Raw genomic sequence first — 6,479 nt, forward strand, 5'->3', positions numbered from 1 at the left:
ATTAGAACAAATCTACAAAGAAAATTCGAAAAATATTTTATGCTATCAAAAAGAATAAAAAAGGTCGAAGGGTAATTGCTCCCTCGACCTTAATGTTACCGCTCCATTGAACGTATGAAAAGTGATACTATCAAAAAAAATCATAGCATAAAAAATTGGTTGTGAAACTTCTTAGACGTGTACCGGCTTGAACAGTGATTTCATGAGCGGAAAATCCATAATTTTTTCCGGATTGGTTTCTCCGTTGAGATTGACGATTTTGAGACGTCCGTAGCCGTTGTTGAAATCGTTGGCCAAATCGTATACGACTCCGACAATGGTGAGTTTTCCGCTCTCCACATCCTCTTTAAACTCTTTTTGCGCATAATAGGCTTGTTGATGAACGTTACTGATGACGGCAGCAAGCCATTTGGACTCTTCCGTACCACCGTTTAGAGATGTTTTACGCACAGCCAAAGAGAGAGAATCGAGCTCTTTGATGATATGCGGTCCTTCCTCGGAATAATCGCTTAATGCCGCTTTGATCGCTCCGCATCGTGAATGCCCGACGATAATGAGAAGAGGAGTGTTGAGGTGACGTACACCGTATTCGACACTCCCCATATTGGATCCAAACTGATTTCCAATGTTACGGATGACAAAGAGATCATTTTCGGCCGTAGCATCCAAGGCTGCACTTTGAAAGCGCGAATCCGAACATCCGATGATGGTAGCACGAGGGTGTTGGGAGTTTTTCATTTTTTCAAAAAACGGATTCCCTTGGTGATTGACGTAATAATCGTTTTGCGAGATGATCTCTCCGAACATTTTGTTCGCAATCTCTTGCAATTCCGCCGTATTAGGTGCATTATGGTGAGCATCGGAGGCAAATACGGTGTTAGGAGCTAACAAAGCGCTTCCAGAGGTAAAAGCAAAAAACTTAAGAAACGTACGCTTATTCATTCATTGATCCTTATCTTGATTGGTGTAGTGTACCACATAAAAAGGACTATTGCGAATGATTCTGATCACCAACCTCCGTAGAGAGACTTTCTTCCGATGTTACCTCTGAGTAGGTGGTATTAAAAAGATCGGTAACGCTTTCATTGTCATCTGATACTTCCTGAGTCTCTTGTTTAGAAGGGGTCATTACCTCTTTGAAATCGGGAATGACGACTCCTCTGCGTTTGAGAATCTTATAGATGATGCGAGAGCGGTTTTGAACGTATTTTTGATTACCCGTAGGGTCGTATTTGATCGGGTTTGGGAGTACGGCGGCTAAATGTGCCGCTTCGAGTCCGCTCAAGCTTTTTGCGCTTTTATGATAGTAATGACGTGCTGCCGCTTCAATCCCGAAAATTCCGTCTCCCCATTCGGCAACATTGAGATAAATCTCCAAGATACGCCGTTTTGAGAGAGTTTTTTCGATACGCCATGTGATAATCGCCTCTTTAATTTTTCGGACTGGATTTTTGCTCGGTGAGAGATAGAGATTTTTGGAGAGTTGCTGGCTGATCGTACTTCCCCCTGCAACTTTCCCTTTTTTGAGTGTTTTTTCGAGTGCTTGTTCCATCCCTTCGACATCGAAACCGTCATGATTCCAAAATTTGTCGTCTTCACCGATCAATACTGCTTTGATGACATTGGGTGAGATTTGAGACATACTGACCCATTTTTGAGTGATCTGCATATCTCGGTTTTGTTCTGCCCATTCGGCTTGGCGGTATTCCATAAAGGCGGTTGGAACCGGATTGGTTTCTACCAAATTCGAGACATTGGGATAGATGAAATAGCGACCGACGTCGATGATCCCCCCGAGGATCAGGAGGATGAAAATGAGTTTGAGTTTAGACATGATTATTCTCTATTGAGTTTCGGCAAATGCCATTGTTTTTTAACCGCTAATAGTCGCAAGAAAATGGCAAACGCGGCAACGCCGGCAACGCCAAGCGTATTGATCATATTTATTTGAGCCAATAACAACAATAAAACCGAGACGATGATCGCAATGGAGCCGTAAAAATCACTGATAAGGACGGAAGGGACCTGATTGATCATCGTATCGCGTAGAACTCCCCCTCCGACGGCGGTAAGGAAGCTGAGAATCATCACTCCGAAGAAATTGAATTCTACCTCGATAGCGAGCAGGGCACCGGTAATACTAAATGCAACCAAACCGATCGTATCGGAGATGATAAAAAGCCATTGACGTTCTAACTGCTCGCGACGGTAAAGGCGGAGTGAAAATGCCAAAAATATGGTGACGATGACGGTAATGGCGGGATAGTATTCGTTAAACGCAAAGGGGGTTCGTCCGAGGATGACATCCCGCACAACACCGCCGCCGAGTGCGGTGAGAGAGGCGGAGATGATAAGACCGAGAAGATCGAGGTTATTGCGCACCCCGACCAAAAAGCCGCTGAGCGCAAAGGCGATAATACCGAGAATATCAGCGGCGAGGACGAGATTAAATTCAGACATTCGCAGAGCGGTAATTTTCTTTGAAACTCACGTAGCGCTTTGCGGAAGCGTAAAGTTCCGCTACCTCTTCATCGGTGAGCTCACGAACGACCTTCGCAGGGCTCCCCATGATGAGAGATCGGGGCGGGAAGACTTTGTTTTTAGTCACCAATGCTCCCGCACCGACAATGGACTCTTTGCCGATGACCGCACCGTCGAGGATGGTGGCGGACATGCCTATGAGACACGCATCTTCGATGGTGCAGCCGTGTAGCATGACGCGATGACCGATCGTGACGTCATTGCCGATGATGGTTGGATAGCCATCAGACATATCGTCACGTTTGTGGTGGGTGATGTGCACCATACTCAAATCTTGGATACTGGTACGGTCACCGATTTTGATGTAGTGGACATCGGCACGGACGACGGTACCGAACCAAATACTCACATCTTCACCGATTTCGGCTCTTCCGATCACATCCGCAGAGGGGGCGATCCATGTACGTTCCCCGATAGTCGGGGTATAATGAAGGTAATTGCTAATCATAGTTGTCTCCTTAACTCTCTTTGAACAGCCGCGTAGTCAACTGCTGTACGTAATTCGGTGCTTGTTTTTTGACCGAATTATACACTTTGTTCGTATGAGTCTCTACGATGCTGTGGCTGTTGATCGGGTTTTGCCCGTTCGAGCTCACTTTAACATACGTTCCGTCGCTTTGGAGTTCATGGGCAAGGACATTGTCGGAAACCTGTAGCTGCAAAATCTGCATCAGTTTGTTCGATGACTCTTCACCGCTGATCGGGGTGAGAAGTTCGATGCGGCGTAATAGATTTCGTGGCATCCAGTCGGCACTGGAGATATAGGTTTGTGGCGTCGAGTGTTTGAAGTAGAAAATACGGGCATGTTCAAGGTATTTTCCGATGATCGAGATAACGCGGATATTTTCGCTCACCCCCTTGACCCCTGGACGCAGACAGCAGACTCCTCGGATGATCAGATCGATTTTTACCCCTGCTTGAGACGCTTTGTAGAGTGCGCGGATAATATCTTCATCGACCAGTGCATTCATTTTAGCGATGATGACCCCATCAGACCCCATGCGGGTTTCGTTGTGGATGAGGGAGAGGATTTTCGGTTTGATTTGCGTCGGTGCCATGTAGAGTTCACCGAGTTTCCCTTTTTTGCTGAATCCGGTCAAAAAGTGGAAAAAGCGGGTCATGTCATAGGTGATGGCATCGTTGCTGGTCATGTAGCTGATGTCGGTATAGACGGTTGCGGTAGAGGGGTTATAGTTTCCAGTTCCCAAATGGGCGTATTGTTTGAGTTTTCCGTCCACACGGCGGGTAATGAGTGCCGCTTTGGCGTGTACTTTAAATCCGGTAATACCGTAGATGACATGTGCTCCCGCACTCTCCAGGGCTTTCGCCCATTGAAGATTGTTCTCTTCATCGAAACGGGCGCGCAGCTCCACCATAACGGTCACTTGTTTCCCCGATTCTGCCGCGGCGATGAGTGATTGGACGATTACCGATTTGGAACCGGAACGGTAGAGTGTCATGCGGATGGCGACGACATCGGGATCTTTTGCCGCCGTTTGGATCAGACGGACAACCGGCTCAAAACTCTCAAACGGATGGAACAAAATAAGATCTTGTTTATCGAGAATGGCATACAGATTCTCATCCGAATCAAGCGGCGGCAGATTGCGCGGCTTAAAACTCGGAAGATTCAGATGGGCAAAATCTTTGTTCCCGACCACTTGCCACAATGCACCCAGATTCAGATAGGTTTGGAAGCGGTAAATATCGTCTTTGAAGACATTGGCATGACGGTTAAAGAAATTGAGCAGGTCATCGTCGGCATGGTTGCTGAGTTCCAAACGGACAATTTCCCCTTTCTTACGAAGTTTTAGCCCCTCTTCGAGAATCTCCATGAAATCGTCCGCCTCCTCTTCTTCGATAGCGATATCGGCGTTTCGGGTGATTCGGAATGCTGAGAATTTGATCAGCTCATATCCAGGGAAGAGGTCTTGAATATGTTCGGAAACGACGCTTCCGATCGGGATGTAAATACGGTTGTCGATGTCGACAAAGCGCGGTAAAACGCGAGGAATGCGGATAATCCCGTAGCGTTCGACACTCGGATCATCTTTGTCGCGGAGTTTGACGATTTGTCCGAAACTGAGGTTGTTCAGGTGCGGGAACGGGTGGGTTGCATCGACTGCGATCGGGACGACAACCGGATAAATATTGTCTTTAAAATATTTATCCAGTATTTGTTGTTGTTGATGGGTTAATTGTTTGTAGGGTTTGAAAAAGATCCCCTCTTTTTCCAATTTTTCCATGATTCCCAGCAAACACTCTTCCACTTCAATCTGTTCTTTATGCAGATACGAGCGGATTTCTCGGAGCTGGTGCAGCGGTGTGAAACGATCAGCGCCGGAGACATTGACCCCGGCGCTGAACAGTTTTTTGAGTCCCGCGATACGGATCATATAAAATTCATCGAGGTTCGTTCCGTAAATCGCCAGAAATTTGAGTCGTTCAAACAGTGGGAGCGATTCGTCTTGGGCTTGACGCAGGACACGGGTGTTAAATTGGAGCCATGAGAGCTCGCGGTTGATATAAAGGGCTGGATCTTTGAAATTGTTTGGCATAGTTTCTACCGATTTTGGTTTTAAGTTAACGGGATTATATTATACTTATCGTTACAAAAAAGGAACACTATGTCAACATTTCAAATTTTAATGTTTGCGGCGACACTTTTTTTCGCATTTCAGATATATCACCATGTCCAAAACCTCGAAGACAAAAGACCCAATAATGACACGGACGGACATGGCGATCGAGCCGTTTTTTCTACTGAATCGTTGGTTGAAGAGGCAGATGGTGCGTATGAACGCGGAGAGATAGGACGGGCAAAAGAGATTCTCGAAGAGGCGTATCGGTTGGAACCGACCAATCCTGAAATCGTCAATAAGCTTGCATACGTTACCGCAAAAAGCGGAGATCGTTTGAGGGGGATCGAGTTGTATGAGAGATCATTAGAACTCGATGAAAACGACGATTTGACCCATAACGCGATTGCATCGCTGTACCGATCGGAGAGAGCGTATGAACGTGCGCAAGACCATTATCTCAAGGCGCTGGAGATTGATGAACGTTATCCCCAAACCTATTTTAATTACGGCAATTTGTTAGTCGATATGGGGGAGCGAGAACAAGCGCGGGAAATGTATAAACGCGCGCTTGAACTTCAAAGCGATTTCCCGCAAGCGCGTGAAGCATTACTCTCATTAGGAGATAAAGCATGATCGATCATCAAGCACGACTGGCCGTATTAATCGATGCGGATAACTCGCAACCTTCCATTATTGCGGGGCTTATGGATGAGATTGCGTCGCACGGTATCGCAAGTGTGAAACGGATTTATGGCGATTGGACCGATACTAAACTCAAAGGGTGGAAAAGTGTCCTTCTTGAACACGGTCTCCATCCGATGCAGCAGTTTGCCTATACGAGTGGAAAAAATGCGACCGACAGCGCGATGATTATCGATGCGATGGATTTGCTCTATACGAAAAATTTCGATGGTTTTTGCATTGTCTCCAGTGACAGCGATTTTACCCGCTTGGCAAGTCGTATCCGTGAATCGGGGATCAAGGTCTACGGATTCGGGGAACAAAAAACACCTAAAGCGTTTATCGGGGTGTGCGATAAATTTATCTATACCGAAAATCTTCGACGCGACGCCAATCACAAAGAGGCAGTCGGAGCCAAAATTAAACCTGACAACAAAGCTCTTTTGGCGCTGGTGCGTAACGCGGTGGAAGATACGACCAATGAAGCGGGATGGTCGTATTTGGGCTCCATCGGGCAAAACCTGATCAACAAATCGCCCGAATTTGACCCGCGCAGTTACGGATTCAAAAAGCTGCTGGATTTGATCGAGAGTTTAGGAGAGTTTGAGTTCAAATACTCCGACCCTCTTTCAGGTTCACAGGCAGTACATGTTCGGATCAAACGTCCCAAAAGGA

At 46.5% G+C, this 6,479-nt stretch carries 7 protein-coding genes; 2 read left to right on the top strand and 5 right to left on the bottom strand.

Features of this window, described 5'->3' with window-relative positions:
- Positions 1 to 171: 171 nt before the first annotated feature.
- From JHC35_RS01355 to JHC35_RS01375, 5 genes are read right to left on the bottom strand one after another with little or no spacing between them, the layout of a single operon-like run.
- Positions 172 to 942, bottom strand: coding sequence for a carbonic anhydrase (locus JHC35_RS01355; RefSeq protein ID WP_295041584.1), 771 nt, complete (start codon positions 940 to 942; stop codon positions 172 to 174).
- Positions 943 to 988: 46 nt separating this feature from the next.
- Positions 989 to 1,834 carry a monofunctional biosynthetic peptidoglycan transglycosylase gene (mtgA, locus tag JHC35_RS01360; RefSeq protein WP_295041585.1) on the bottom strand — a complete coding sequence of 282 codons (846 nt, stop codon included), beginning with the start codon at positions 1,832 to 1,834 and terminating at the stop codon, positions 989 to 991.
- 2 nt (positions 1,835 to 1,836) lie between these two features.
- Positions 1,837 to 2,460 carry a TRIC cation channel family protein gene (locus JHC35_RS01365; protein ID WP_295041586.1) on the bottom strand — a complete coding sequence of 208 codons (624 nt, stop codon included), beginning with the start codon at positions 2,458 to 2,460 and terminating at the stop codon, positions 1,837 to 1,839.
- Positions 2,453 to 2,989: a gamma carbonic anhydrase family protein gene (locus JHC35_RS01370; protein WP_295041587.1), complete on the bottom strand. Its 537-nt coding sequence runs from the start codon at positions 2,987 to 2,989 to the stop codon at positions 2,453 to 2,455. The genes JHC35_RS01365 and JHC35_RS01370 overlap by 8 nt, the downstream gene beginning before the upstream one ends.
- Positions 2,990 to 2,999: 10 nt before the next feature.
- Positions 3,000 to 5,099, bottom strand: a complete 2,100-nt coding sequence (locus tag JHC35_RS01375; RefSeq protein ID WP_295041588.1) for an RNA degradosome polyphosphate kinase — start codon at positions 5,097 to 5,099, stop codon at positions 3,000 to 3,002.
- Positions 5,100 to 5,168: 69 nt separating this feature from the next.
- Here JHC35_RS01375 and JHC35_RS01380 point away from each other — a divergent pair, with 69 nt between their 5' ends.
- Positions 5,169 to 5,756 carry a tetratricopeptide repeat protein gene (locus JHC35_RS01380; RefSeq protein WP_295041589.1) on the top strand — a complete coding sequence of 196 codons (588 nt, stop codon included), beginning with the start codon at positions 5,169 to 5,171 and terminating at the stop codon, positions 5,754 to 5,756.
- Positions 5,753 to 6,479 (top strand): NYN domain-containing protein (locus tag JHC35_RS01385; RefSeq protein WP_295041590.1); only part of this gene is annotated, 727 nt, incomplete at its 3' end. The genes JHC35_RS01380 and JHC35_RS01385, both read left to right, overlap by 4 nt.

It is taken from the genome of Sulfuricurvum sp. (genome assembly GCF_022759005.1).
Lineage (GTDB): Bacteria > Campylobacterota > Campylobacteria > Campylobacterales > Sulfurimonadaceae > Sulfuricurvum.

Coding starts and splice junctions, on each gene's coding strand:
- JHC35_RS01355 (WP_295041584.1), bottom strand. CDS start 942: ATGAATAAGCGTACGTTTCTTAAGTTTTTTGCTTTTACCTCTGGAAGC.
- mtgA (WP_295041585.1), bottom strand. CDS start 1,834: ATGTCTAAACTCAAACTCATTTTCATCCTCCTGATCCTCGGGGGGATC.
- JHC35_RS01365 (WP_295041586.1), bottom strand. CDS start 2,460: ATGTCTGAATTTAATCTCGTCCTCGCCGCTGATATTCTCGGTATTATC.
- JHC35_RS01370 (WP_295041587.1), bottom strand. CDS start 2,989: ATGATTAGCAATTACCTTCATTATACCCCGACTATCGGGGAACGTACA.
- JHC35_RS01375 (WP_295041588.1), bottom strand. CDS start 5,099: ATGCCAAACAATTTCAAAGATCCAGCCCTTTATATCAACCGCGAGCTC.
- JHC35_RS01380 (WP_295041589.1), top strand. CDS start 5,169: ATGTCAACATTTCAAATTTTAATGTTTGCGGCGACACTTTTTTTCGCA.